The following is a 23,497-nucleotide window of genomic DNA, read 5'->3' on the forward strand; positions in this document are numbered from 1 at the left end:
CCCCCTCCGTTACCGCCATTGCCACCGACCAGCGTCCCCTGGTTGTTGACATCGGCCGCCGGCGTCACCATCACCAGGGCAGCGCCACCGCCGCCGCCGCCGCCGCCGTTGGAGGCCGGCCCCGATGTGCCGGCTCCGCCATTTCCGCCGGCGCCACCCTGAACGGTCATGCCGCTGTTGACCGTGACGCTGGTGCCCGTGGAGTACACGCCGGCGCCGCCGCCCCCGGCACCGCCAGCGAAATTGAATCCGTCGAACGCTTGGCCCGACCCGCCCTGTACGTTCGTATTGACCACCGCATCGCCAGCGAGCACCACTGCAGGCGCCCCGCCGGGGCCGTTTTGGCCGCTGTCGTTGAGGGCCCCGGTGCCGCCAGTCCCGCCTGACGTTGCACCGCCAGGGATCTGCACCGTTGCGCCGCCGTTGCCCAGCCCGGACGAACCGCCGCCACCGCCGTTGCCGCTGCCGCCATTACCGCTGCGGTTCGGGATGCCGGCGCCACCCGCCGCGCTGCAGTTTGCGATCGTGCTGGGCGAGCAGGTCGCGGCCCAGCCTGGGAGCGCTGCGCCGGCCAGCCCAAGCGATACGCCGATTGAAATGATGGATGCGCGCCGCCGCGCGTGGGTCGTGTCGTTGCCGGCGTCAACGCCCCCGTGCGACGCCTTTGTACATTCGGACACCACTTGCGGAGCGCGCAAGCTGCGGCTCCAGACCAGCCGATAGACCCGGTTCATGTCGATCCCCTCGTTGCATAGACCCATGGGTCGGGCGCTGGCCGTTGAGAGGCAGGACCGTGGCGCGGGTGACCCGTTCTTGTGTTGTCGTTCTCTGGCGCGCCGGCGGCGGGTACTGCGTTTTCGGCTCATAGGCCGGGGCGCATGCGCGCGAAATATAACACTTGCCTGGGAAATATTGCCCGGGCTATTGGTCAGGGTGGCTGCGCGGGCTCAATCGGCCCGGCGGAAGGCAAAAAAACGCGCCGAGTCGCCCCGGCGCGTTTTTCATTTTGCTGCTGAGCGGACTGCTTACGCCATCCACTTCCGCGCGTTGCGGAACATCCGCATCCACGGGCTGCTGCCGTCGCCGGCGGCTTCCCATTCCTTCGGATGCCAGCTCATCTGCACGGCGCGGAACACGCGTTCCGGATGCGGCATCAGGGCCGTGAAACGGCGTCATGCGTCGTCACCGAAGCAATGCCCTGCGGCGAGCCGTTCGGGTTCAGCGGGTACGTCTGCGTGACTTCGCCACGGTTGTCGACGTAGCGCAGGCCGACGGCGACCTTGCCGATGTCGCCTTGCTGCGAGAAGTCGGCATAGCCTTCGCCGTGCGCGACGACGATGGGAATGCGGCTGCCTTCCATGCCCGCGTAGAAGATCGACGGCGATGCCTCCACCTGCACGGTCACCAGACGGCCTTCGTACTGCTCCGACTGGTTGCGCGTGAACTTCGGCCATGCGCCGGCGCCCGGGATGATCGGGGCGAGGTTCGCCATCATCTGGCAGCCGTTGCACACGCCCAGCGCAATCGAATCGGTGCGGTTGAAGAAGGCGGCGAACTGCTCGGCGAGCATGCTGTTGAAGAGGATCGTTTTCGCCCAGCCTTCGCCCGCGCCGAGCACATCGCCGTAGCTGAAACCGCCGCAGGCGACGAAGCCCTTGAAGCTGGCGAGGTTCGTGCGGCCGGCCAGCAGGTCGCTCATGTGGACGTCGTAGGTGTCGAAGCCGGCCTTGTCCATCGCGTAGGCCATTTCGATCTGCGAGTTCACGCCCTGCTCGCGCAGGATCGCCATGCGCGGGCGGGCGCCCGTGGCGATGAACGGTGCGGCCACGTCTTCCGCAATATCGAACGTGAGCTTGGGCGAGATGCCCGGGTCTTCAGCGTCGAGGATGCGGTCGTATTCACTCTGCGTGCACTCGGGGTTGTCGCGCAGGCTGGCGATGCGCCAGGAGACGTCCGTCCAGGTGCGTTGCAGTTCGATGCGCGACGCGCTGAACACCTTCTTGGCGTCGCGCCAGATTTCGATGTGGTCGTTGGCGTTGGGCGCGCCGATCACGTGGCTGCAACCGGCCAGGCCGTGCTCGCGCAGCACCGCGAACACAGCGTCGCGCTGGGCCAGCGGCACCTGGATGACGGCACCGAGTTCTTCGGCAAACAGCGCGCGCAGCGTCAGGTCGGCGCGGCGGCCGGAAACTTGCTGCGCCCAGTTCTTGGCGTCGCCGTAGTCGGATTCATGCGCGCCGTCGAGCGTGAGCATGTCGACGTTGATCGACACGCCGCAGTGGCCGGCGAAGGCCATTTCGCAGACGGTTGCCCACAGGCCGCCGTCGGAGCGGTCGTGATACGCCAGCAGCGAGTCGCTCGCGTTCAGTTGCTGGATGGCGGCGAAGAAGCGTTTGAGGTCTTCGGCGTCGTCCACGTCGGGCACGCTGTTGCCGATCTGCTCCGTGACCTGCGCCAGGATGCTGCCGCCCATGCGGTTCTTCCCGCGGCCCAGGTCGATCAGGATCAGCGTGGTGTCTGCCGGCGCGTTGGCCGATTCCACTTGCTTGAGCTGCGGCGTGAGCGTCTTGCGCACATCCGTCACCGGGGCAAACGCCGAGACGATCAGCGAGACCGGCGCGACGACTTCCTTCGCTGCGCCTTCGTCTTCCCACTTGGTGCGCATCGACAGCGAATCCTTGCCCACCGGAATGCTGATGCCCAGTGCCGGGCACAGCTCCATGCCGACGGCCTTGACGGTGTCGTACAGGCGGGCGTCTTCACCGTTCACGCCGCAGGCGGCCATCCAGTTGGCCGACAGCTTCAATTGCGTGAGCGAGTCGATCGGCGCAGCGGCGATGTTGGTGATGGACTCGCCGATGGCCATGCGGCCCGATGCCGGTGCGTTGATGACGGCCAGCGGCGTGCGCTCGCCCATCGTCATCGCCTCGCCGGCGTAGCCCTTGTAGTCGAGCGTGGTGACGGCCACGTCGGCCACCGGCACCTGCCACGGGCCGACCATCTGGTCGCGCGTGTTCAGGCCGCCGACCGTGCGGTCGCCGATGGTGATCAGGAACGACTTGCTGGCGACGGTGGGATGACGCAGCACGTCGCGTGCAACGACTTCCAGGTCCAGGCCGGTGACATCGACTTCCGGCAGTTCCTGCGCGACGCGACGCACATCACGGTGCATGCGCGGCGGCTTGCCGAGCAGCACGTCCATCGGCATGTTGACGGGGAAGTGCTCGGGCAGATCGGCTGCGGTATCGCTGTCGACCACTTGCAGCTGCTGCTCGTCCGTGGCGAAACCGACCACCGAGAACGGCGCGCGCTCGCGCTCGCACATGGCCTGGAAGCGCGGGAAATCGCCGGGGGCAATCGCCAGCGTGTAGCGCTCTTGCGATTCGTTGCACCAGATTTCTGCCGGGCTCAGGCCGGACTCCTCCAGATGCACCTGGCGCAGGTCGAAGCGCGCGCCCTTGTCGGCACCATCGACGAGTTCCGGGAAGGCGTTGGAGATGCCGCCCGCGCCCACGTCGTGAATCGACAGGATCGGGTTGTCCTCACCCAGCGCCCAGCACGCGTTGATGACTTCCTGCGCGCGGCGCTGCATTTCGGGGTTGCCGCGCTGGACGGAATCGAAGTCCAGGTCGGCGGTATTGGTGCCGGTGGCCATCGAGCTGGCAGCACCGCCGCCCATGCCGATGCGCATGCCGGGGCCACCCAGCTGAATCAGCAGCGTGCCGGCCGGCAGGCCGTGCTTGTGCGTGTGGCCGGCATCGATGTTGCCGATGCCGCCGGCGATCATGATCGGCTTGTGATAGCCGCGCACGGTGCCGCCGACGTTCTGCTCGTAGACACGGAAGTAGCCGCCGAGGTTGGGCCGGCCGAATTCGTTGTTGAACGCGGCGCCGCCGATCGGGCCTTCGATCATGATCTGCAGCGGCGAGGCGATGCGGTCAGGCTTGCCGACGGGGCCCGGTGCGGCTTCATTCGGATTGCGGTGCGCCACGGGCTGGGCGGTATCGCGCGCGTTTTCCCACGATTGCACGGCTTCCGGCAGCAGCAGGTTCGACACCGTAAAGCCTGTCAGACCGGCCTTGGGCTTGGCGCCGCGGCCCGTCGCGCCTTCGTCGCGGATTTCACCGCCCGCGCCCGTCGACGCGCCCGGGAACGGCGAAATGGCCGTCGGGTGGTTATGCGTCTCCACCTTCATCAGCGTATGCGTGAGGGCTTCGCGGCGGCCGTATTGCGGCACGCCCGTCTCGCCTTCGGTGCCCGCATGCGGGAACCAGCGCTCGGCCATGCCGCCTTCCATCACGGCGGCGTTGTCCGAATACGCGACGATCGTGCCCTGCGGCGCAAGCTGGTGCGTGTTGCGGATCATCGCGAAGAGCGATTTGTCCTGCGTTTCGCCGTCGATGGTCCAGTCGGCGTTGAAGATCTTGTGGCGGCAGTGCTCGCTGTTGGCCTGCGCAAACATCATCAGCTCGACGTCGGTCGGGTTGCGTTCGAGCTTGCGGTAGGCGTCGACCAGGTAGTCGATTTCATCGTCGGAGAGCGCCAGGCCCATCTCGACGTTGGCGGCTTCCAAGGCACGACGACCAGCATCCTGGCCACCGGCGATATCGACAAAGCGCAATGCCTTGGCGGGCAACACGTCGAACAGGCCGTAGCCGGCTTCGCGCGAGTCGATGACGGTTTCGGTCATGCGATCGTGCAGATGCTCGGCGACGGCGGCGCGAGTGGCGTCGTCGAGGTGCTTGGCAGCGCCGGTCAGGCTGCGGATGAGGCCCTTCTTGCACGTGACGGTGAATTCCACGCCGCGCTCGATGCGATGGATTTGCGGCAGTGCGCAGTGGCGGGCGATTTCCGTCGCCTTGCTGGCCCACGGCGAGATCGTGCCGAAACGCGGGATCACCACAAAGCGGTCACCCTCGACATCGGCCGGGGCGGGCGAACCGTAGGTCAGCAGCGCTTGCACACGGGCGGCTTCATCGGCCGACAGCGGCGTATCGGCGGCCACGAAGTGCAGGTATTGGGCACTGACGGCGTCGATGTCCGGATCGATGCGCTTGAGGGTGGAAAGCAGGCGTTGCTGGCGGAAGGCGGACAGCGCGAGAGCGCCGGGAAAGCACGAGAAATGCGCCATGGTGGGCAAGGCAGGCAGTAGCTGGAAGGAGGGACTTCCCGGCGTGCGCGGGAAAACCGCTATTGTACCTTGCCCGGCCCTTGTTACCGACCCTCAAATCGGCCTGAAATGCGCCTGCCTCGGCCGGAAATTGTCGAAAACGCCCGTTTTACAGCGACGTGGCGGACCGTGCCGCCTGCTCGTACAGGCCCGTCAGCACGCGCAGCAGGCGCGCCAGTTCGCCAATTTCGGCATTTTCCTCGCCGCTGGGCGAAATATTGCTGGTCAGGCACTGCTCGCGGATCTCGCGGTACCGGGCGCAGGCCTTTTCGCCGGCTTCGGTGGTCGTGTAGGTGACTTCCTTGCCGTTGCGCGTGCCCTCCACCAGGTCCATCCCCTGCAGTTTCTTGAGCGAATACGTGACGAGGTGGGTGTCTTCCACGTTGAGCACGAAGCAGATGTCGGCCAGGCGCTTGGCGCGGCCACGGTGGTTGACGTGGTGCACCACCAGCACGTCGAGGAAGGTCAGGTCGCGCACGCCGGCGGCGGCCATGCAGCGCACGCACCAGCGGTTGTAGGCGTTGTAGGCGGTGTTGAGCGCAAACTCGAACTCCGACAGCTCCGGGCTGCGCGCCGACACCAAGTGTGACGAAGACACGATCGGCCCGCCCTTGCCGGCGTCCTCATTGGCTGCGGATTGCGGCAGATCAGCTTTCGGGGTGGTCGGCGATTTGGACATTGCAACGGGCAGGGAAAGGACCGGAAACGCGGGCTATTGTAAGAGAATAGATCGTCATGTCTGCACAGTGGAAAGCGTAGTTGCCATGTCCTCACACCCTACTTGGCGCGAAATCCTGATCGACGGCGCCCTGGCCGCGCACCACGGCGCCGATCTGCTGTTCGGCACGGCCGGCATCCGCGCGCTGGAAGCCGCCGCGTACCGAACCCTGGAACCCTTCACCTTGATGGCCCGGGCCGGCGAAGCCGCCGCCGACTGGCTGCAGACGCGCGCGCCGCATGGGCATGTGCTGCTCGTTGCCGGCCCAGGCAACAACGGTGGCGATGCGCTCGTTGCGGCGACCGTGCTGCATTTAGCGGGGCGCGCCGTCACCGTGTGGCTTGCCGCCGACCCGGCAAAGCTGCCCGACGATGCGCGCCGCGCCTGGACGGAGGCGTGTGCCGCGAATGTCCTCATCGAGCGGTTGCACGCTGTGGCTTCGGTGCCAGCCGCCACCTCGGCCATCGTCGATGGGCTTTTCGGTGTGGGACTCGCCCGGCCGCTGACGGGATTGCATGCGGCGCTGGTCGACACCATCAACGCCAGCGGATTGCCGGTCTATGCGCTGGACATTCCCTCCGGGCTGAACGGCGATACCGGCCAGCCGCCTGCCCCGGATTCGCCGGTGATCCAGGCGCGCGCCACCATCACGTTCCTCGCCGTCAAACCGGGCTTGCTGACAGGCGATGGCCGTGACGCCACCGGCGACATCGCGCTGGCCGACCTGCAAGCCGCGCAACCGGCTTATGACGGCGTGGTCGAAGCAGACGCCTTCGTCAACACGCCGTCACGCTGGCTCGCGCACGTGCCGCGCCGGCGGCATAACGGCCACAAGGGCACGTACGGCAGCGTGGCCATCGTGGGCGGCGCCGCGGGCATGGTCGGGGCGCCACTGCTGTCGGCGCGCGGTGCCCTTTATCTGGGCGCGGGCAAGGTGCACGTGGCCTCGCTGGCCGCCGACGCGCCGCGTGTCGACCCCGCGCAACCGGAATTGATGCTGCACACATGGGGCGCGCTGGATCTTGGCGGCATGCAGGCGCTGGCCGTGGGCCCCGGCATGGGCACCGGCAAGGAATCGGAAGCGGCGCTCGAGCATCTGCTGGACCGCATGCTGTCCGCGCACACGCCTGCCGTGTTCGATGCCGATGCACTGAATCTCTTTGCGAAAACGCCCGCCCTGCTCGCGCGCCTCACGCAGTTGGCCGGAACGGTGTGCCGTTGGTGCTGACGCCGCATCCGCTGGAGGCCGCGCGCCTGCTGGACCGATGCGCGCGCTGTGCAGCACGATCGGCTGGCCGCCGCCCAGGCGCTCGTCAACCGGACTGGCGCGGTGGTCGTGCTCAAAGGCTCGGGCACGATCGTCGCGGCGCCGGGCATCGCGCCGGCCGTCAACCCCACCGGCAACGGCGGGCTCGCCACCGGCGGCACGGGCGATGTCCTGACCGGCATGATCGGCGCGCTGCTTGCGCAGGGCATGGGAGCGCGCGAAGCAGCACTCGCCGGTGTATGGCTGCATGGCCGGGCCGCGACGATCTGGTCCAGGCAGGCGTCGGGCCCATCGGCCTGCACGCAAGCGAGCTATGCGCGCCGGCGCGGCGTGCGCTCAACGCCTTGCTGGCGTCGGACGTTCGCCGATAGAAACACGTCATATTGCGCCGTTATACTGCCCATTCGTTTTCCCGCACCAACCTCACGTCACATCACGCCGTATGCCCACAGCCCTACCCGCCTGGCAGTCCCTGACGCAACACGCAGAATCGATCCGCGCGACACATATGCGAGACTGGTTTGCCGCGCCGGACGCCGAGGAGCGGGTACGCGCCTTCACACTGGAAGCCGCTGGCCTGACGGTCGACTACTCCAAGAACCGCATCACGCCTGAGACGCTGGCGCTGCTACTGCAACTGGCCGACGAGGCCGGCGTACTCCCGCTGCGCGACGCCATGCTGCGTGGCGACCGCATCAACAACACCGAGCACCGCTCCGTCCTGCATGCAGCCCTGCGTGGCCGCGCTGAAGACGACTATCGCGCCGATGGCGAGCCCGTCATGCCCGAAGTGCTGCGCGTGCGCGCCCAGATGCACGACTTCGCCAACCGCGTGCATAGCGGCGCCTGGACAGGCCACTCGGGCCAGCGCATCACGGACATCGTGAACATTGGCATTGGCGGCTCAGACCTCGGCCCGCGCATGGTGTGCCGTGCGCTCGACCACCTTGCCGTGCCGCAGGTGCGCGTGCATTTCGTCTCCAACGTTGACGGCACGGACTTGGCTGAAACGCTCGAGCATCTGAATCCGGATACCACGCTCGCCATCGTCTGCTCGAAGACGTTCACCACGCTGGAAACGATGGCCAACGCGCACAGCATGCGCCGGTGGTTTGTCGAACATGGCGTGGCAGAAGATCAGCTCAAGCACCACTTCGTCGCGGTCTCCACCAACCGCGAAGCCGTCGTGCAGTTTGGCATCGACCCGGAGAACATGTTCACGTTCTGGGATTGGGTGGGCGGGCGGTTCTCGCTGTGGTCAGCGGTGGGCCTGTCGATCGTGCTGGCGATCGGGCCGCAGCAGTTTGAAGCGATGCTCGACGGCGCCCGCGCGATGGATCGCCACTTTGCGACCGCCGCGCCGCGCGAAAACCTGCCGCTCATTCTCGGGATGCTCTCGGTCTGGTATCGCGGCTTCTTCGACGCGGCCAGCGCATGCACCGTGCCCTATTGCGCGCGCTGGAGCTTCTGACCGACTTCATGCAGCAGCTCGAGATGGAGAGCAACGGCAAATCGGTCCAGCGCAACGGCGCGGCCATCGATACCGACACCGGCCCCATCGTCTGGGGCACGGCCGGCACTAACGGGCAGCATGCGTATTTCCAGTTGATCCACCAGGGCTCGCAGATCGTGCCGGTGGATTTCATCACCACGCTCGAGCCAGTGCGCAACCTGCCTGGCCACCACGCCAAGCTGCTCGCGAACTGTTTCGCGCAGGGCGAGGCGCTGCTGCTTGGGCGCACCGCCGAGGAGGTTCGCGCTGGCGGCGTTACCGACGAAGCCCTGGTGCCGCACATGGTGTTCGAAGGCAATCGGCCGAGCACGACCATCCTGATGGAGCGGCTCGACGCCGCGTCATTCGGTGCGCTGATCGCCTGCGCCGAGCACCGCACCTTCGTGCAAGGCGCGGTGTGGAACATCAACTCGTTCGATCAGTGGGGCGTGGAGCTTGGCAAGAAACTCGCCAAGCCGATTCAGGCAGAGCTGGAGGGCGCGCCGGCCTCGGTGGCGCATGACGCATCGACGGCGGCGTTGATCCGCCGCGCCAAAGCCGCACTCTGACGCAAACGTTCAGAGTTCGGTGACGATCTCGTCGCCGACAAGATGTCCGGCTTCGATGGTGAGAATGCGGCTGCAACGCGCCGCGACCGAGCGGTCGTGCGTCACCAGCACCAGCGTGGAGCCGGCACTGCGGTTGAGTTCAAACATCAGCGCGATCACGGCCTCGCCGGTGGCGGTGTCGAGACTGCCGGTCGGCTCGTCGGCAAAGAGAATGTCGGGCTCGGTTACGAACGCGCGCGCCAGAGCCACGCGCTGCTGCTCGCCGCCCGACAGTGTCTTCGGATAGTGCGACAGCCGTGCACCGAGGCCGACGCGCTCCAGCAGAACGGTGGCGCGACGACGCATTTCAGCGGCACTCACATCGCCCTGCAATTCCAGCGGCAACATCACGTTCTCGAGCGCCGTCAGGTGCGGCAGCAGCTGGAACGATTGGAAGACGAAGCCGACGTGGCTGCCGCGCACGGCGGCACGGCCATCCTCATCGAGTTTGAACAGGTCGTTGCCCAGCAGCTTGACCGAGCCCGATGTCGGCAAGTCGAGGCCCGCGAGCAACCCGAGCAGCGTCGATTTGCCCGAGCCGGACGCGCCGACAATCGCCAGTGTCTCGCCCTTTTCCACACGGAAAGCAACATCGCTCAGAATAGGCAACTCACCGGTGGCATCGCGCACAGTCTTGTGCAGCGAATCGACTTCAATCACCCAGGTAGCGGAAGACGACATGATTGGACGGGTTGGTAGTAGAAGGCGCAGCGTGAAGTGGCTTGCAGCGGCGGCCGGCTGCGCAGTGTTCGGCATGCTGCCGCTCACACAGACGGCTGTAGCACAAGGCGCGCCGGCATCGCATCGTGTGGTGGTGCTGGGCGACAGCCTGTCGGCGGGATACGGCCTTGCGCAAGGCACAGGCTGGGTCGCCTTGCTCGACAAGCGCCTCAAAGAACGGAAGCCCGATTATAGCGTCGCCAATGCCAGCATCAGCGGCGACACCACGGCCGGCGGCCGCTCACGCCTGCCCGCCGTGCTGGCGCGCGAAAAGCCCTCCGTCGTGATTCTGGAGCTGGGCGGTAACGACGCGCTGCGCGGCCTCTCGCTCGCTTCGAGCGAAGCCAACATGAAGGCCATGATCGAAGCATCGCAAGCCGCAGGCGCGAAGGTGTTGCTGGTGGGCATGCGGATCCCGCCCAACTACGGCCCGGATTACAGCGAGCGCTTCTTCGCCATGTTCGGCAAGCTGGCGCAGCAGTACAAGCTGCCGCTGGTGCCGTTTCTGCTGGAAGGCGTTGCGCAACGGCCCGACTGGTTCCAGGAAGATCGCATCCACCCCATTGCCGCCGCACAGCCAACGATGTTGGATAACGTTTGGCCCAAGCTGGAACCTCTTCTCAAAGGCCGGGTCGGAAGATGACATTCCGGCCCGCCGATCTGCGCCATTAGCTGCATCTTTCCAAGTCGGGCTGCGGGTGCCACATCTAACACGGGCGAACACCATGAAGCTTCTGGCAAGCGGGCTGCGTGCAGCGCGCGACAACAAGCGGTTCCTGGTCGGCATGTCGTTGCTCTTCGCCTTCCGCGCCTGCATTGCAGACTGGTCAATCGTGCCCAGCGGTTCAATGAACCCCACGCTCATCGAAGGCGACTACATTTTGATGAACCGGCTGGCTTACGGGGTGCGCGTACCGGCCACGACCGTCTGGCTCAAGCGCGGCAGCGACCCTCGACGTGGTGATGTCGTCGTCTTCTCGTCGCCCGAAGACGGCACGAAGCTGGTCAAGCGACTCATTGGGCTGCCCGGCGACGTGGTTGAGATGCGTGACGAAGCGCTCTACATCAATCACCGGCGCATGGCCTATGCGCGGTTGCCAGACGTCGCACCCGGTACATTGCTGCAAGCAACTGCGACGCTGCCGCACGAACTGTGGTCGGAAGCGCTACCCGGCCGCGAGCACACCGTGATGGTCTTGCCGGAGGTGCGTGCGCTGCGCAGTTTCGGCCCCATCACCGTCCCGCAAGACCATTACCTCATGCTGGGTGACAACCGCGACAACAGCCGAGACTCGCGTTACTTCGGCCTGGTCCCTCGCAAGAACCTGATCGCGCGCGCTTCACACGTGGCCCTGTCGTTCGATCCGGATCACTGGTACATGCCGCGCGTCGCGCGCATCGGCAAGCCGCTGGACTAGTCCGCAAAAAATACGTCAAAGAAAAAGCCCCCTCGTTGTAGAGGGGGCTTTTTTTGTCTGACTACTTGCAGGACGGGTATCAGTCCTCAGCCGTATTGGCAGGTTTGCTGGTGTCGACCGCGTTGCTGTTGATCTTCACCTTCGAGCGCGCCTTCAGTGCTTCGTAGTAGGCGTTGAACTCCGTCTGGCCGGCCGCCTGCGCAAGTTGCTGTGCGTCGGCAGTACGGCGCGCCTCGTCCACATTGGCCGGCGGCAGCACCTTGTTGATGCGATACAGCGCGTAGCCCTGGGCACCCAGATCGACACCGATGGTGACTGGCAGCTTGGTCGCATCCGCGCGCAGGATGGCCGTCAGTGCAGCTGGCGGCGTGCCTTGCGCTTGCTGGCGCGAGATGGTCTGTGCGGCGCTGAAACCATCGGCGCTGTTGCTCTGCTTCACGGCGGCCAGCTTCTCTTCGCCAGCCTTCTTGGCCAGCGCAGCCGCTTGCTCGGCGATCACCTTGGCCTTGACCTGCTCGCGGACGTCGGCCAGCTTCTTCACCGTGGCCGGGCGATACTCCGCCGCGCGCGCTGCAACCAGCGTGGTCGGACCCACTTGGATGGCGGCCGTGTTGCGGTGGTTCTTGATCACGTCGTCAGCGAACAGGGCCTTGAGCACCTTGTCGTTGCCGATGGGGCTGCCGGACTGCGCGGGGCTCGGCGTGCGGGTCACGTTGTCGGCCGTCTGGATCTGCAGCTTGAGCTTGTCGGCCACCGGCTTCAGGCTGTCGGACTGGTCTTCCACCGTGTTGGAGAACGCATCGGCCATCTCCGAGTACTTCTTGTTGGCGAGTTGCGTGCGCAGCTCGCGCTCGAGCTCCGGCTTGACGGCGTCCAACGGCTGCACGCCGCCGCCCTTCACTTCTTCCAGCTTGATGATGTGGAAACCGAAATCGCTCTGGACCACGTCACTGATGTCGCCTGGCTGCTTGAGAGCAAACAGCGCGTTCTCGAACGGCGGCACGGTTGCGCCCTTGCCGAGGAAGCCGAGCTCGCCACCCTGCGCGGCCGAACCAGGATCGCCCGAATACTTCTTGGCCAGCTCGGCAAAGCTCGCGGGGTTCTTGCGCACTTCGGTCAGCACTTCTTCGGCTTTCTTCTTGGCGGCTTCCTTGTCCGCAGGCTTGGCGTTGTCCGGCAGCTTGATCAGGATGTGAGCGGCGCGGCGTTCTTCTTGTGTCTTGAAGCGCGCAGCGTTCTGATCGTAGTACTCCTTGATCTGCTCGGGCGTGACCGGAATCTGCTTCATCATGTCCTCGCCCGAGAACACGACATACTCGGCCTTGACTTGCTCCGGCACAGAGAATTCCTGCTGGTGCGCGTCGTAGTAAGCCTGGATGACCTTGTCGTCCGCATTGACCTTTGCAGCGTAGTCGGCCGGCTTGAACAGCAGCGTCTGCACTTCGCGTTGCTGATCGCGTACCTGGATCAGGCGCTCCACCAGCGACTTCGGCACAAATGCCGACGACACGATCGATTGCGGAATCTGTTGCTGCGACAACTCGAAGCGCAGATTGCCTTCCAGCTGCTCCGGCGTCATGTTCTGGGCAGCCAGCAGTCGCACGTAGGCTTCCTGATCGAACGAGCCATCCGGCTTGCGCAGCGCTGCCACAGCGGGAATCTGCAGGATGGTGTCGCGAATCTTGTCGTTGGAGATGGTCAGGTTCGAACGCACGACCTCGTTGGCCAGCACGCGTTGCTGGATGATGCCGTCGAGCACGTCGCGACGCATTTGCGGCCCTTCGAACTGGCGCGGATCATATTGCGCGCCGAGCATCTGGCGCAGACGCTCGGTCTGCTCGCGCACGCGCGCGTCGACCTCGTTGGTGGAGATGACCTTGCCGTCGACCTTGGCAGCGTCATGCGAGCTGTCCATGAAGCTCGAATAGCTTTGCACACCGAAGAACACGAACGACGGGAACACCAGAATCAGCAGCACCAGAAACATCAAGCGCCGATGCGTACGTACGAAATCAAGCATGCTGGACCGGAGGTGAATGGAAGATGGAAAATCCGGCGATTCTATCAGGTGCCGCCGGCATTCCGGACAATCGCGGGATGGCACGCAGCATGATCTGCAAGCGTTCGCCGCTGAAAAGAGAAAGGCCCGAACGAATCGGGCCTTTGTACAGGATTCTGGCGGAGCGGACGGGACTCGAACCCGCGACCCCCGGCGTGACAGGCCGGTATTCTAACCGACTGAACTACCGCTCCAGATTGGGTCGGACTACCCGACGCGCGAGCGGCAATACGAACGATGGTGGGTGCTGAGAGGCTCGAACTCCCGACCCGCGCCTTGTAAGGGATTTGCTTGTCATTTCAAATCAAGAACTTACAAGGCACACCAACTTCGCTTTACCGCCCGGCCGTGTGACCGAGGCCGAATAGTAGCCGCCAGTTTCGTCCTGCGCAACCCCCCTTCCCGCCTGCCTGTTTCCCTCCTCGCAAAAACCCCTTGCATCTGATAACTTACGTGATAACATGTACTCACGTTAGCGACGAACACGGGAGCGGCAAATGACGAACGAAAACGCGATCAACCGGCAGGCCACGATGAGCAATGCGGCCTACCAGATCGAAAAGGCTCTGGCCGCTCAACCGCAAGTCGCCAAAGACAACCGCATCCAGTTGATCGGCTCCGGTTCGTTCGGCGATCTGGCCGTCGATTTCTGGGGCGTCGTGGATCGCGGCGAGGTCGATCTGTGGGATGTGGCGCTGGCCGGTACGAGCGTAAGCATGACGAGCGTCATCACCGGCAAGCAATGGGATGACCTCCAGAACGATGCGCAAAGCATCTACGACAACCAACGTTCGCCGTACGGGGTGGCCGCATGAGTCACGAAATCTGGAGACAGCTCGGCCTGTTCGGGGCAACGACTGTTGTGCTGGGCGCGCTGCTTGCCTGGGGCTTGGCAAAAGCCCGCTCCGACTTCCAGCGCGAGTTTGAACAAGAGCAATCCGACGAGCGCAGCGAGAAGCGCCGGTACTGATAGGGGTTGACGAGATGCGCGATCTGAAAACCATTCACACGCAAGAACTCAGTGACGTTTTGTCGGCAGCTCGCATCTGCTTCTTTTGCGAGCCGCGCACTTCAACGCAGGTCCAGATGTTCAAGGCTAGCTTCGGCGCTTTGTTTTGCGAGCCCGGAGCGCATTTTGTGCATCGCTACGCGGCATATGACGAGAACAAATCGATGGTGCCCGAAGTGCTTGCAAACATCGCTGTTGAGCTTGAGGCGCGCGCCGCCTAACCCACCACTGACACTGAGGGATGACAGACATGCTTAACGAAGAAAACATCGCCGACGAACACGCTGCACAGTTTCGCTGGGAATTTGGCAGCCCATTTGCCGGGCCGTATTCCGCAGAAACCGCACCAATTGATGCTGCGATGCAGGCTGCAGCTGACGCACATCTCGCGCGAGTGCTGCGCCGGTCCACGTTCCGGCCATGCAAGTTTTGCGGCACGCAAATCTATTTTGAGGACCGTCGCCCCTACGAGTCGGGCAGCTATCCGCATGTTTGCGGGCAGATGCAACGCGCGGCACTGGACGCGCTCCGCAATAGCGCCGCCTGACCCCCAAGGAGCCTGACCATGAATACGAAGTACACGCCGCGTTATGAAGTTACGCATGACGGCCGGGTGTTTTCTGTGGATACGAATTGGCGCGGCATGGGCAAGCGGGAGATGGTTCAGACGCTTAACGCTCACGGCTATCCGTCAGTGCGAATCATCGTCAACGGAAAGCGCAAGCGCGTAACTGTGCATTCGTTGGTGGTGAAAACGCATATTGGGCCGCAGCCTGCCCCGGGGTACGAGATTCGACATCTTGATGGCAACAAGCTCAATCCGCACTACAAGAACTTGGCGTGGGGAACCCAGAAAGAGAACGCGGCAGATCGTGATCTGCACGGAAAAACGTCGCGCGGCAAGAAGCATTCCGATGCGATCAAACGCAGCAAACATGCTGAGAAAGTTAAACGTGGCGCCGAGCATTACATGGCTCGCGCCAAAGCCACCGGAGCCAGCCATGTGCATGACAAATGAAGCCGCAGCGATCAAATTGGCCGAGCGCGACAACCTTGTGGGGGAGTTAGTGGAGGCGTTGGAATCGTTCGTAAAAGCCGTCGAATGGGCCGATGCAAACAAAGATTCGCCGTATAGCGCCCTTAAGCACTTTTCGTACTGCGCGCATGCGGCACGTGAGGCAATCGCCAAAGCCCGCGAAGGAGCCCAGTCATGAACTCAAGCGACGTGAAATGCGTGCAGGGCGCAATCGTCCTGTACATCGACCCGGCAGCAGTGGTGGATACGACAAAGCTTGTGCGTGACACCGATTACGTGCTGCTGCAGATGATGGGGAAGATCAAGCATCGGGCGGATGGGTTGCCAGCGTTGCGATACAGCGGCTGGCCTTTTAAGCACTAACGCTACGCCCGGCGTAATGGGCGCTCTGTGATTGAGATTGCGATGCCTCTGGATGCCCCCGGTGGCTTTTGTCGGCCGATACGTAGTCTCAATCACAGAGGGTGAAGGAACAGGGGAAGAGTTCCGGCGCGCCAACTGGACGCGAGTTGGTCGGTTCGCATCCCAAGCTAAAGGGACACCTGGGTTACCCACCGCCAGGCGCCCTCTCTAACAGGAGATCGCAATGCAATTCTCGAAAGACGTACGGCACTACGCCAGCACACCGCGTTCGCTGAGTTCTTCCAAATTCGGGCCGTATGCGCGGCTGTCGGTGGAAAAACGCAAGGGTATCGCTGACTGGGCCTATGCAATCGGCATCGGGGCATGCATTGGGGTCATGTGGTACGTCACCGTTCTGGCTCGCGCCTGACATGGAAGACGACCTAGACGACGCCGCTGACTGTTTGTTTTGGTACGAGGAAAGAAATGGAAGCTGTGTTTCACGATCTGCGCTCCGCACTAGTTGCAGCAATGCGCGAATGGCAGCGGTGCCGATGGCTGCGCAAGCATGGCAACCCGGATCGTTGCCCCTTTTAAACCAATCAGAAAAGGAATCAGGAAATGAGCATCGCGACGATGATTATCGGAGAGAGCGGAACCGGAAAGAGCACGAGCCTCCGCAACCTTGACCCGCAAAACACGCTGTTGATTCAGGCGGTAAAGAAGCCGCTTCCGTTTCGCTCGACGGACTGGAAGCCCGTTGTGAAGGGCCAAGGAGGATCTGTTTTTGTCAGCGACAACAGCGCCCATATCGTTGCCGCCATGCAGCGCACAGACAAGGAAATCATTGTCATTGATGACTTCCAGTACGTGCTTGCAAACGAGTTCATGCGCCGCGTGACGGACAACGAAACCGGCAATGGTGCATTCGCCAAGTACAACGAAATCGCCCGCCACGCATGGGATGTGCTAATGGCATCGACCTCGCTGCCGGATCACAAGCGCGTCTACATCCTGAGCCACACCAGCACAGACGATTTCGGTAAGACCAAGATCAAGACCATCGGCAAGCTGCTCGACGAAAAGATCGTCATGGAGGGTCTTGTGACCATTGTGCTGCGGACCGTGGTTGCCAACGGCGACTACATGTTCAGCACCAAGAACAACGGCCAAGACACGGTGAAGTCACCGATTGGCCTCTTTGAATCCGATCTGATCGAGAACGATCTCGCCCAGGTGGACAAGGCGATCACTGCCTATTACGACCTCAAGCAAGCAGCATAAGGAAACCAGCATGTACACACTCGATAAGCAAGCAGCTATGAACGCTGACAGCACGGGCAAGTGGCTCACCGAAACCGGCAAGTATGTTGGCCGCATCCTGTGCGCCGAAGACATCAAGTCGGATCGCACGGGCACGAAAGGCATTGCTCTGACCCTGCAAGCCAACGATGGCCGCGAAACGCGCCAATTCATCTACACCGAGAAAGAAGACGGCACGCGCCTCTCTGGTTTCGATCTGGTGATGGCGCTCATGACCTGCCTGAAGCTGCGTGACATGAAGCCCGTGACCGGACAGGTCAAGCGCTGGGACCGCGAGGCAAAGCAGGAATACATGGAGCAAGGCCAGGTATACCCCGAGCTTGCCAACAAGCAGATTGGCTTCCTGCTGCAGAAGACCGAAGAAGAAAGCCGCAAGACGCCCGGAGAAACCGCGTGGACTGCAAAGTTGGTTGGCGTGTTTGAGTCGCAAACCGAACTCACCGCGTCCGAAATTCTGAGCGGCAAAAAGACTCCGGAAGCGCTTGCGCAACGTGTGGCATTGCTGGCCGACCGTCCGTTGAAAAAGCGTCCCGCAGCAGCAAGCCATAGCTCTGCCAATGCCTATACCAATGCATCGAATGGCGGCGGAGCAGGCTTTGACGACTCAGATATTCCTTTCCTTCAGCACATGCGCGGCTTTGCTGGGCACCTGATCTGATGAACCGCCATGATCGATTTCAAAGACATTCCAGAAGAGTTGATTCGAGCGCGCGGCCAGTACGCAACTGTGCGGTCCGCGCTTGATGACGAGATGCGGAACATGCAAACGCTCTGTGCCGTTATCTCGTCTCGGTCGGCATCGGTTCTTCGTGATCTGCAAGAGGGACACGATGTGAAGCATGTTCTTGACGAGATGCGCGACAAGATCAACGAGATGGAAACGTCCGCCAAGTCGATCAAGGCGCTGCAAGCCCAACGTGCCGAATTGAAGTCTGCCGCCTGGAGTTGATATGTCTGCTGCAAAAACCTTCGTCCTGCGCGGCGAACCCAACGCGCAAGCCCTGTGGAACTTTCTCAAGCACAACTGGAGGGCGCTGGCTGATGCTGGTAAGCCGCTGGCTGTGGATATATCTGAATACCACGCCAAGCGTAGCCTAGACCAGAACAAGCGCCTGCACGCGATGCTGAACGAGATTTCGCAGAACGCTTACCTGAATGGGCGCCGGTACGAGATGGAGGCGTGGAAAGAATTTTACCGCGCGCGATACATCGGAACCGAGGAAATCGAGTTGCCAGACGGACGGCGGATCGAGCGGGGCATTTCAACGACAACGCTGAACAAGCAGGAATTCGCGGACTTTCTGACCGCAATCGAATCCCACGCCGCAGCAGAGTTCGGCCTTGAGTTCAGGGACTAGCCGAGGAAGACATGGACAAGAGATTTACCGCTGGGCCGTGGAGTACGCGCGGCGAAGACGGCAAGTACTTCGATGAACATTCGTGGAACGCTGACAACCACGATGCCGGCCGCACATCGTTTGTCCCAGTGCATGCGAATGGGACCGTTGTTGCCCTAGTTGTGCGCACAGATTGGAACGATGAAAAGCTGGATGCAGACGCGAATCTCATCGCCGCTGCGCCCGAACTTCTGAAGGCTCTTGAAGATTTGTTCGGCGCAGATATGGAGTACTGCATGCGCATGGACGGCAAAGAGGATCAGCTTGAGGCCATCAGCAATGCTAGAGCCGCCATCGCTAAGGCTCTTGGAGACTCCACATGACCCCCGAGCGTGAAGCGCAGTTGCGCGAGATGTACATCAAGGAATTTGGCGAGCGCCCTAACAGCGCAGGAAGCTACCGGGAGCAAGACGACGCCGACGAATGGGATGTGCGTCTAGTTGGCTTCCTCGCCTGCGCCCGCGCGCTTGAGCCGTTGGTTAGGGATGGGAGCTACTGGAGAAGTTGAGGCAGAAGCTCGAATGTGATGGATTTGGTTATTGGCTGCCCGAGATTTGTCTCAAAGAGATTCCGCCTGATGTAGAGGGTGTGGGGACTCCACCGACTCAAGAAGAGTTCAGAGAAGCAATCGACGCAGCCATGAGCGCCGCGCTGGAGGATGGAAATGCAACTGAGTGAACAGCAGATCAACCTGCTCCGAGAATTGCTGGGCTACATCGAGTTTGACCTCACAGGCCCGACCGAGGAAAAGGTGCACAAGGCGCTAGAAGCGCTTGACGGGCTCCGCGCGCAGGCTGATGCGCGGCCCGTGGCTAGGTTTCACTTCGACGAAGCTGAGCTAGACGCCCTGTACGAAGCCATCGAATGGGCCAAGGATGAAGGACTGCCCGGTACGGCGGAACACCTGCAGGCGATCTTTGATGCGCACGACCCCGAAGCATCGGCGCCGGGGCTGAGTGTCGAAGACGCAATGCGCATCGTGATGACGAATTGGGGCGACAAAGCCGCGATTGAAAAGGCGTTCGCCGCGAACCTCACCCGCGCCAGCGCCGCGACTGTGGCCGAGCCGGATACCGACAATGTGTGGCCTATCGTCAATATCACCGTCAGCGAAAACGGCGAGGTGACGGCCGCGAAGCTCTACGCGCCAGGCTTGCCGGCAGGAAATCACGATGTCTATCCGGTTCGCGTGCCATACATGGATGAGCACACCGAGGCATGGATGGCCGTAGCGAAGGCGCTCAAAGAGGTCGCGCCGGGCTATCTCGATGGTTCCGGGAACGGCATCGAGTGCGCCGTGAAAGCGATTCACCGCCTAGCCGCCCAGCAGCAGGCCGAGCCGCGGGCGGATGAGCGGGCAGTTGCCACACCGTTCCTGACTACCCAAGTTGAGGGCGACCCCAACCCGGCAAAACAACGGTTCCGCTTGGTCGCTGAATACCGATCCTTAGACGATATGTATCGAGGTCACGATCTTTTTGTATCTGCCGTAAAAGCCGCCCAATCCCCCCAATTGGCGCCACTGACGTGGTACGACGGCGAGCCGCCTTTCCCGCAGCGCGAGGAATGGTTCATCGCGGAAACCATCTATGGTGAGCGTGTAGTACTTCGTGCGCTGCCGGAGGAATACACCTACGACTACAAAACCGCAGATGAAACATACATGAAGGCGAAGAACGTCAAGCGCTGGATGCAATTCCCAGATTGCGAATTCCTGCCACCTAAAGCCGCCCAGTCCGGCCAGCGGGCGGGCGTGGCGGAGGATGCACGGGATGCGGCGCGGTATCGCTGGATGCGTGCTGCGTGGCTTGCTGACCCCGACGCGGGCGAAGACATTGCGTGGACGCCGATCATGCATTGCGTAGACGAGACTGACATGGATTCTGCAATCGATGCCGCTATCGCCGCCGCCCCCACGCAGCAGCAGGAGGGCGGGAAGTGAAACGGCGCCTTTGGTCTCCCGCAGAGGTCGAGCTTCTGAGACGGAACTATGCTGATTCGCGCACGGATGATCTCGCGCGAGTGCTGGATAGGCCCTCCTACTCTGTATCAAACAAGGCGTATGCGCTCGGCCTTCACAAATCTGCCGCGTTCCTGGAGAGCAAAGATTCCGGGCGGCTCGATGGCTCGCGAGACAACGGCATGCGCTTCGCCAAGGGCCTGACGCCCTGGAACAAAGGCACCACGGGCGTTGTTGGCGTGCAGGAAGGCTGTCGCGCGACTCAGTTTAAGAAGGGACAGTCGCCCCACAACACGCAACCGATTGGCAGCTTTCGCCTAAACAAAGAAGGCCATCTGCAACAGAAGATCAGCAACGCCAGCGGATCGAACAGCATGCGTTGGCGAACCGTGGCCGAGCTCGTCTGGTGTGCCGCCAATGGCCCTTTGCCGCCAAAGCACATGGTTGTCTTCCGGCCCGGCTTGTTCTCCAACAAGTTGGAGGAGATCACGCTGGGCCGCATTGAGTGCATCAGCATGGCCGAAAACGCACGCCGCAACCATCCACGAATGCGTGATCCAGAGTTGGCGAAGCTGGTTCAACTCAAGGGCGCAATCACGCGTCAGGTAAACCGTATCGTCCGCGAGGCGAAAGAGAGGCAATCGTGAGCAACAACATGACCACCGTTCGGCAGCATCTTCTTGACACGCTGGCTGACCTCCGCGACCGCAACAACCCCATGGAGGTTGAGCGTGCACGCGCGGTTGCGGACGTTGCCCGCGTCCTTGTCGATAGCGCCAAGGTGGAGGTGGACTACATCAAGGCGACCGCAGGAAATGGGGCTCCGTTCTTGCAGCCCGAAGACGACCAGGCGCTGCCAAACGGCATCACGGGTATCACACGCCATGTTTGCCAGTAGCGCAGCCGCAGCCATTGGAGAGAGCGATGCCGATGATTGAGACGGTGCCGCGCGTGGTGTACCGCTCACCTTCACGTGGGCGCGCGTACTTCACAGCGAAAGCGGCGGCTAAAGCAGAAGCTGGTTGCATGCTGGCTAAGAAATATCCGTCCGAAAGGCCTGCGTACGAAGACGGCTTCTGTTTCGATCCGGGCTACCACTGGAGCGAGGACGAGCGTCTACGCCGCGTGCATGAGCGCCTGGTGCGCCTGATCTTGAAGAAGCTGCGGGCCAAGCCCGAGCATGGGGAGGGGTGAGATGCTAGTCGAGAAATTAGGCGGTGCGCTGCTGGACTACTGGGTGGCGCGCGCGATGCGTGATGGCGAAGCGGCCTATTTCGAACAAGACGAGAACTGGCACGCTACGCTCAACGGCGTGCCCGTGCATTATTCAACCGACTGGGCGCAGGCCGGCCCGATCCTAGAGAACGAGTCAATTTCAACAGTCAAGATGTACGGCGAATGGCGTGCGGGCTATGGGTTCAATGTCGGGACAGAGTACGGAGAGCCCTGCCACGAATTGAAGCATGAGCAGATCGGCAAGACCCCTTTGCAGGCCGCCATGCGTGCCTACGTGGCGAGTAAGTTCGGGGATGAAGTGCCAGATATGGCAGACGCGCAGTCGGGATCGGCTGGCTAGGAGGAAGGATGGAAGCGAAACCGACCAACACGGCCAGCATTGCGCCTGGCCTGTTCTGCAAAGCCTGCGGCTGGCCGGTGATTCATGCTTGCTGTAATGATGAGATGGGCGCCCCGCCGTGGGGTACGGACTATTGGGGCTACTGCTCAAACAAGGGATGCGTGAACCACGACGGCGAAGATTGGGGCGAGTACGACCCTGATTTCGCGTTTCGGGAAGATGCACAGCAGGCTGCGGGCTAGGCCGCCTCAAACATCTCCGGGCAAACGGTATTGCGCGCCACCTGCCCATATTTCTCGTGGTAGGTGATGATGCTGGCCGCGCGCTCGGAAATCCACCCGCCCCGAGCTGCGTAGGCGTCTCGAGCGGCCAACGTCGGATGCTGGACAACCGTCATGCCGGCGTATTCCTTCTCGTCGACGTGATGACGATGACCGCAATGCGCAAATCGCTTGGTCGTGGCGCCCCATATTTTGGGGAACTGCGCCGCAAACAGCATCGGTAATTGCTCGTTCTTGACCTTGTGGCCGTGGTGGAAGGCCAGCATCGTTTCGCCATGCTGATACACGTAGAACGGCAATTCGGAATCGTTCACCTTGAGCCGCGGCTCGTTTTCGTAGAGCGCCGCGAACATGTGACGCATCCAGACTGAGCTGCTTTCGTCGTGGTTCCCTTCGCAGATGATCAGATGCACGTTCTCATGCTTTGAAAGCGCATGGTCGATCAGCCGACGAATCACGCGCACGGCAGCGCCGACGATCTTGGAGAAGCGTCCGTCAGCATCAAGCACGTGATGGTGCGCCGGGGTGACAGGCAACAACGAGTCGACGTGCAAAGCATCACCTTGAAGGCACAACACGCAAGTCTTTGCCTTCGGCGCCGATTCGATCATGTGGATAAAGCTGGCCAGCAAGACCTTCTCGGCGATCTTCAGATCCCAATTCGCGCCGCCCTCCTTCTCCCACGCAAGCATGCCGATGTGGTAGTCCGAAAAAACGGCCAGATTGCATAGCGCAGCATCCGTCTTTTCCGGGGCTGCGGCGGCCTTCACGCGCGGCAGCGTCTCTGCCATCGCTTCCGCTGCGGCACGGATTGCGGCCTCAGTTTGGTTGGCGTCAGGATGCTGCCGCTGCCAATAGCGCTCGACTTCGCCGGTTTTGGCATTGACCGCAACTGTGACCTTGCCCGTCAAGTAGCCTGGCGCGACGCCGCCGGTCCAGTGCCCCGGCGCATACCCTTCCCGGGACGCCCTCACCTTCACCCGCCGAACAGCCCCGGACACGGTGCCCGAACCGATGCCCAGCAGCTTTGCGGCCTTGCGCTCGCTCCCCTCCGATTCGATCGCTTCCAGAATCTGGAGATCGCGCGGCGTTGCCCATTCTTTCAGTCGGGTATCGATCAT

General features: G+C 62.6%; 27 protein-coding genes, 1 tRNA gene and 3 pseudogenes. 24 read left to right on the forward strand and 7 right to left on the reverse strand.

Features of this window, described 5'->3' with window-relative positions:
• The 3 genes and pseudogenes from FUT88_RS13130 to FUT88_RS13140 form a co-directional block, all read right to left on the reverse strand.
• Window positions 1–734: ESPR-type extended signal peptide-containing protein (locus FUT88_RS13130; RefSeq protein ID WP_222614265.1), on the reverse strand; the 734-nt coding region annotated here is incomplete at its 3' end.
• 291 nt (window positions 735–1,025) lie between these two features.
• Window positions 1,026–5,131 (reverse strand): annotated as a pseudogene (gene purL / locus FUT88_RS13135) (phosphoribosylformylglycinamidine synthase).
• A gap of 148 nt (window positions 5,132–5,279) precedes the next feature.
• Window positions 5,280–5,849, reverse strand: a complete 570-nt coding sequence (locus FUT88_RS13140; protein ID WP_004626997.1) for a winged helix DNA-binding protein — start codon at window positions 5,847–5,849, stop codon at window positions 5,280–5,282.
• A 226-nt stretch (window positions 5,850–6,075) separates the two neighbouring features.
• Here FUT88_RS13140 and FUT88_RS13145 point away from each other — a divergent pair.
• Both FUT88_RS13145 and pgi read left to right on the forward strand, forming a co-directional pair.
• Window positions 6,076–7,380, forward strand: a pseudogene (locus FUT88_RS13145) (NAD(P)H-hydrate dehydratase); the annotation flags it as partial.
• A gap of 217 nt (window positions 7,381–7,597) precedes the next feature.
• Window positions 7,598–9,216: pseudogene (gene pgi / locus FUT88_RS13150) on the forward strand (glucose-6-phosphate isomerase).
• A 9-nt stretch (window positions 9,217–9,225) separates the two neighbouring features.
• Here pgi and FUT88_RS13155 read toward each other — a convergent pair.
• Entirely contained in the window at window positions 9,226–9,936 is a 711-nt protein-coding gene (locus FUT88_RS13155) for an ABC transporter ATP-binding protein (RefSeq protein WP_147215710.1), read from the reverse strand.
• Between the two features lie 73 nt (window positions 9,937–10,009).
• Between FUT88_RS13155 and FUT88_RS13160 the strand changes: the two genes are divergently transcribed.
• Both FUT88_RS13160 and lepB read left to right on the forward strand, forming a co-directional pair.
• A complete protein-coding gene (locus tag FUT88_RS13160) occupies window positions 10,010–10,618 on the forward strand; it encodes an arylesterase (protein ID WP_147215893.1) in 609 nt (202 codons plus the stop codon).
• 82 nt (window positions 10,619–10,700) lie between these two features.
• Window positions 10,701–11,393 carry a signal peptidase I gene (gene lepB / locus FUT88_RS13165; protein WP_147215712.1) on the forward strand — a complete coding sequence of 231 codons (693 nt, stop codon included), beginning with the start codon at window positions 10,701–10,703 and terminating at the stop codon, window positions 11,391–11,393.
• A 79-nt stretch (window positions 11,394–11,472) separates the two neighbouring features.
• On the opposite strand, the gene FUT88_RS13170 is transcribed toward lepB, so the two are convergent.
• Window positions 11,473–13,413: a SurA N-terminal domain-containing protein gene (locus FUT88_RS13170; protein WP_147215713.1), complete on the reverse strand. Its 1,941-nt coding sequence runs from the start codon at window positions 13,411–13,413 to the stop codon at window positions 11,473–11,475.
• A gap of 156 nt (window positions 13,414–13,569) precedes the next feature.
• Window positions 13,570–13,646: transfer RNA gene (locus FUT88_RS13175), tRNA-Asp, on the reverse strand.
• 303 nt (window positions 13,647–13,949) lie between these two features.
• Between FUT88_RS13175 and FUT88_RS13180 the strand changes: the two genes are divergently transcribed.
• From FUT88_RS13180 to FUT88_RS13270, 20 genes are all read left to right on the forward strand, one after another.
• A complete protein-coding gene (locus FUT88_RS13180) occupies window positions 13,950–14,267 on the forward strand; it encodes a hypothetical protein (protein WP_147215715.1) in 318 nt (105 codons plus the stop codon).
• Window positions 14,264–14,422: a hypothetical protein gene (locus FUT88_RS26185; RefSeq protein WP_186829300.1), complete on the forward strand. Its 159-nt coding sequence runs from the start codon at window positions 14,264–14,266 to the stop codon at window positions 14,420–14,422. Before FUT88_RS13180 ends, FUT88_RS26185 begins: the two co-directional genes overlap by 4 nt.
• 14 nt (window positions 14,423–14,436) lie before the next feature.
• The gene (locus FUT88_RS13185; protein ID WP_147215717.1) at window positions 14,437–14,682 is read left to right on the forward strand and encodes a hypothetical protein; all 246 of its coding nucleotides are present in this window, start codon (window positions 14,437–14,439) and stop codon (window positions 14,680–14,682) included.
• A gap of 29 nt (window positions 14,683–14,711) precedes the next feature.
• The gene (locus tag FUT88_RS13190; protein WP_147215719.1) at window positions 14,712–15,008 is read left to right on the forward strand and encodes a hypothetical protein; all 297 of its coding nucleotides are present in this window, start codon (window positions 14,712–14,714) and stop codon (window positions 15,006–15,008) included.
• An 18-nt stretch (window positions 15,009–15,026) separates the two neighbouring features.
• Window positions 15,027–15,479, forward strand: a complete 453-nt coding sequence (locus tag FUT88_RS13195) for an HNH endonuclease (RefSeq protein WP_147215721.1) — start codon at window positions 15,027–15,029, stop codon at window positions 15,477–15,479.
• Entirely contained in the window at window positions 15,463–15,675 is a 213-nt protein-coding gene (locus FUT88_RS13200; RefSeq protein WP_147215723.1) for a hypothetical protein, read from the forward strand. The genes FUT88_RS13195 and FUT88_RS13200 overlap by 17 nt, the downstream gene beginning before the upstream one ends.
• Window positions 15,672–15,860: a hypothetical protein gene (locus tag FUT88_RS13205; RefSeq protein ID WP_147215725.1), complete on the forward strand. Its 189-nt coding sequence runs from the start codon at window positions 15,672–15,674 to the stop codon at window positions 15,858–15,860. The genes FUT88_RS13200 and FUT88_RS13205 overlap by 4 nt, the downstream gene beginning before the upstream one ends.
• A 223-nt stretch (window positions 15,861–16,083) precedes the next feature.
• Window positions 16,084–16,269 carry a hypothetical protein gene (locus FUT88_RS13210; protein ID WP_147215726.1) on the forward strand — a complete coding sequence of 62 codons (186 nt, stop codon included), beginning with the start codon at window positions 16,084–16,086 and terminating at the stop codon, window positions 16,267–16,269.
• 191 nt (window positions 16,270–16,460) lie between these two features.
• Window positions 16,461–17,123 (forward strand): AAA family ATPase, encoded by a 663-nt coding sequence (locus FUT88_RS13215; protein ID WP_147215728.1) that lies wholly within the window; start codon window positions 16,461–16,463, stop codon window positions 17,121–17,123.
• A gap of 10 nt (window positions 17,124–17,133) precedes the next feature.
• Complete coding sequence (locus FUT88_RS13220; protein WP_147215730.1) at window positions 17,134–17,820, forward strand: hypothetical protein; 687 nt, start codon at window positions 17,134–17,136, stop codon at window positions 17,818–17,820.
• A 9-nt stretch (window positions 17,821–17,829) separates the two neighbouring features.
• Entirely contained in the window at window positions 17,830–18,111 is a 282-nt protein-coding gene (locus FUT88_RS13225; protein ID WP_104565629.1) for a hypothetical protein, read from the forward strand.
• A 1-nt stretch (window position 18,112) separates the two neighbouring features.
• Entirely contained in the window at window positions 18,113–18,520 is a 408-nt protein-coding gene (locus tag FUT88_RS13230; RefSeq protein ID WP_147215732.1) for a recombination protein NinB, read from the forward strand.
• 11 nt (window positions 18,521–18,531) lie between these two features.
• Window positions 18,532–18,882 (forward strand): hypothetical protein, encoded by a 351-nt coding sequence (locus FUT88_RS13235; protein ID WP_147215734.1) that lies wholly within the window; start codon window positions 18,532–18,534, stop codon window positions 18,880–18,882.
• Window positions 18,879–19,067 carry a hypothetical protein gene (locus FUT88_RS13240; protein WP_147215736.1) on the forward strand — a complete coding sequence of 63 codons (189 nt, stop codon included), beginning with the start codon at window positions 18,879–18,881 and terminating at the stop codon, window positions 19,065–19,067. Before FUT88_RS13235 ends, FUT88_RS13240 begins: the two co-directional genes overlap by 4 nt.
• A 156-nt stretch (window positions 19,068–19,223) precedes the next feature.
• Window positions 19,224–20,501 (forward strand): hypothetical protein, encoded by a 1,278-nt coding sequence (locus FUT88_RS13245; protein WP_147215738.1) that lies wholly within the window; start codon window positions 19,224–19,226, stop codon window positions 20,499–20,501.
• Window positions 20,498–21,166 (forward strand): HNH endonuclease, encoded by a 669-nt coding sequence (locus FUT88_RS13250; RefSeq protein WP_147215740.1) that lies wholly within the window; start codon window positions 20,498–20,500, stop codon window positions 21,164–21,166. The genes FUT88_RS13245 and FUT88_RS13250 overlap by 4 nt, the downstream gene beginning before the upstream one ends.
• The gene (locus FUT88_RS13255) at window positions 21,163–21,417 is read left to right on the forward strand and encodes a hypothetical protein (protein ID WP_222614268.1); all 255 of its coding nucleotides are present in this window, start codon (window positions 21,163–21,165) and stop codon (window positions 21,415–21,417) included. Before FUT88_RS13250 ends, FUT88_RS13255 begins: the two co-directional genes overlap by 4 nt.
• A 26-nt stretch (window positions 21,418–21,443) precedes the next feature.
• A complete protein-coding gene (locus FUT88_RS13260) occupies window positions 21,444–21,713 on the forward strand; it encodes a hypothetical protein (RefSeq protein WP_147215744.1) in 270 nt (89 codons plus the stop codon).
• 1 nt (window position 21,714) lies between these two features.
• Complete coding sequence (locus FUT88_RS13265) at window positions 21,715–22,095, forward strand: phage protein NinX family protein (protein WP_147215745.1); 381 nt, start codon at window positions 21,715–21,717, stop codon at window positions 22,093–22,095.
• Window positions 22,096–22,103: 8 nt separating this feature from the next.
• On the forward strand, window positions 22,104–22,337 hold the full coding sequence (locus tag FUT88_RS13270) for a hypothetical protein (protein WP_147215747.1): 234 nt from the start codon (window positions 22,104–22,106) through the stop codon (window positions 22,335–22,337).
• Here the strand turns inward: FUT88_RS13270 and FUT88_RS13275 are convergent.
• Window positions 22,334–23,497 carry a LysR family transcriptional regulator gene (locus tag FUT88_RS13275; protein ID WP_147215749.1) on the reverse strand — a complete coding sequence of 388 codons (1,164 nt, stop codon included), beginning with the start codon at window positions 23,495–23,497 and terminating at the stop codon, window positions 22,334–22,336. The two genes, FUT88_RS13270 and FUT88_RS13275, sit on opposite strands and share 4 nt — an antisense overlap.

It is taken from the genome of Ralstonia sp. TCR112 (assembly GCF_007997035.1).
GTDB classification, from domain to species: Bacteria; Pseudomonadota; Gammaproteobacteria; order Burkholderiales; family Burkholderiaceae; genus Ralstonia; species Ralstonia edaphi.

What these genes read in the sequence shown, in the direction of transcription:
- FUT88_RS13210 (WP_147215726.1), top strand. Translation starts at nt 16,084, where the DNA reads ATGCAATTCTCGAAAGACGTACGGCACTACGCCAGCACACCGCGTTCG.
- FUT88_RS13190 (WP_147215719.1), top strand. Translation starts at nt 14,712, where the DNA reads ATGCTTAACGAAGAAAACATCGCCGACGAACACGCTGCACAGTTTCGC.
- FUT88_RS13160 (WP_147215893.1), top strand. Translation starts at nt 10,010, where the DNA reads ATGCTGCCGCTCACACAGACGGCTGTAGCACAAGGCGCGCCGGCATCG.
- FUT88_RS13220 (WP_147215730.1), top strand. Translation starts at nt 17,134, where the DNA reads ATGTACACACTCGATAAGCAAGCAGCTATGAACGCTGACAGCACGGGC.
- FUT88_RS13185 (WP_147215717.1), top strand. Translation starts at nt 14,437, where the DNA reads ATGCGCGATCTGAAAACCATTCACACGCAAGAACTCAGTGACGTTTTG.
- FUT88_RS13215 (WP_147215728.1), top strand. Translation starts at nt 16,461, where the DNA reads ATGAGCATCGCGACGATGATTATCGGAGAGAGCGGAACCGGAAAGAGC.
- FUT88_RS13270 (WP_147215747.1), top strand. Translation starts at nt 22,104, where the DNA reads ATGGAAGCGAAACCGACCAACACGGCCAGCATTGCGCCTGGCCTGTTC.
- FUT88_RS13245 (WP_147215738.1), top strand. Translation starts at nt 19,224, where the DNA reads ATGCAACTGAGTGAACAGCAGATCAACCTGCTCCGAGAATTGCTGGGC.
- FUT88_RS13225 (WP_104565629.1), top strand. Translation starts at nt 17,830, where the DNA reads ATGATCGATTTCAAAGACATTCCAGAAGAGTTGATTCGAGCGCGCGGC.
- FUT88_RS13205 (WP_147215725.1), top strand. Translation starts at nt 15,672, where the DNA reads ATGAACTCAAGCGACGTGAAATGCGTGCAGGGCGCAATCGTCCTGTAC.
- FUT88_RS13235 (WP_147215734.1), top strand. Translation starts at nt 18,532, where the DNA reads ATGGACAAGAGATTTACCGCTGGGCCGTGGAGTACGCGCGGCGAAGAC.
- FUT88_RS13240 (WP_147215736.1), top strand. Translation starts at nt 18,879, where the DNA reads ATGACCCCCGAGCGTGAAGCGCAGTTGCGCGAGATGTACATCAAGGAA.
- FUT88_RS13155 (WP_147215710.1), bottom strand. Translation starts at nt 9,936, where the DNA reads ATGTCGTCTTCCGCTACCTGGGTGATTGAAGTCGATTCGCTGCACAAG.
- FUT88_RS13195 (WP_147215721.1), top strand. Translation starts at nt 15,027, where the DNA reads ATGAATACGAAGTACACGCCGCGTTATGAAGTTACGCATGACGGCCGG.
- FUT88_RS13265 (WP_147215745.1), top strand. Translation starts at nt 21,715, where the DNA reads ATGCTAGTCGAGAAATTAGGCGGTGCGCTGCTGGACTACTGGGTGGCG.
- FUT88_RS13200 (WP_147215723.1), top strand. Translation starts at nt 15,463, where the DNA reads ATGTGCATGACAAATGAAGCCGCAGCGATCAAATTGGCCGAGCGCGAC.
- FUT88_RS13275 (WP_147215749.1), bottom strand. Translation starts at nt 23,497, where the DNA reads ATGATCGATACCCGACTGAAAGAATGGGCAACGCCGCGCGATCTCCAG.
- FUT88_RS13140 (WP_004626997.1), bottom strand. Translation starts at nt 5,849, where the DNA reads ATGTCCAAATCGCCGACCACCCCGAAAGCTGATCTGCCGCAATCCGCA.
- FUT88_RS13260 (WP_147215744.1), top strand. Translation starts at nt 21,444, where the DNA reads ATGCCGATGATTGAGACGGTGCCGCGCGTGGTGTACCGCTCACCTTCA.
- FUT88_RS13230 (WP_147215732.1), top strand. Translation starts at nt 18,113, where the DNA reads ATGTCTGCTGCAAAAACCTTCGTCCTGCGCGGCGAACCCAACGCGCAA.
- lepB (WP_147215712.1), top strand. Translation starts at nt 10,701, where the DNA reads ATGAAGCTTCTGGCAAGCGGGCTGCGTGCAGCGCGCGACAACAAGCGG.
- FUT88_RS26185 (WP_186829300.1), top strand. Translation starts at nt 14,264, where the DNA reads ATGAGTCACGAAATCTGGAGACAGCTCGGCCTGTTCGGGGCAACGACT.
- FUT88_RS13170 (WP_147215713.1), bottom strand. Translation starts at nt 13,413, where the DNA reads ATGCTTGATTTCGTACGTACGCATCGGCGCTTGATGTTTCTGGTGCTG.
- FUT88_RS13180 (WP_147215715.1), top strand. Translation starts at nt 13,950, where the DNA reads ATGACGAACGAAAACGCGATCAACCGGCAGGCCACGATGAGCAATGCG.